Here is a 327-nt window from a genome sequence, read left to right as displayed (position 1 = left end):
TGGATACCACTGCTCCAACAGTCACGCTGGATGCACAAGGTACCGGTAACGACACCACACCAACTATTTCAGGCACCACCGATCTGCCAGCGGGCGAATCAGTGACGTTAACCGTGACAGATGCCAACGGTGACGCGCAAACAGTAACAGCAACCGTACAACCAGACGGCACCTTCAGCGCCGATGTCCCTGCGGAAATGGCAGAAGGTAACTTCACTGTTGATGCTGCCGCCACCGATGCGGCCGGCAATACCGGCACGGCTTCAACGTCTGGTACGGTGGATACCACTGCTCCAACAGTCACGCTGGATGCACAAGGTACCGGTA

General features: G+C 56.9%; 1 protein-coding gene. It reads left to right on the top strand.

Going from position 1 to position 327, the window contains the following annotated elements; translation table 11 throughout:
* A partial coding sequence (locus ACXAGR_RS23810) for an Ig-like domain-containing protein (protein WP_474852932.1) occupies window positions 1–327 on the top strand: 327 nt, incomplete at both ends.

The sequence above is a fragment of the Alteromonas sp. ABH4_457 genome (assembly GCF_056160625.1).
The sequence above is the reverse complement of the archived record's forward strand: the minus strand, read 5'-3'. Positions and strand labels throughout refer to the sequence as shown.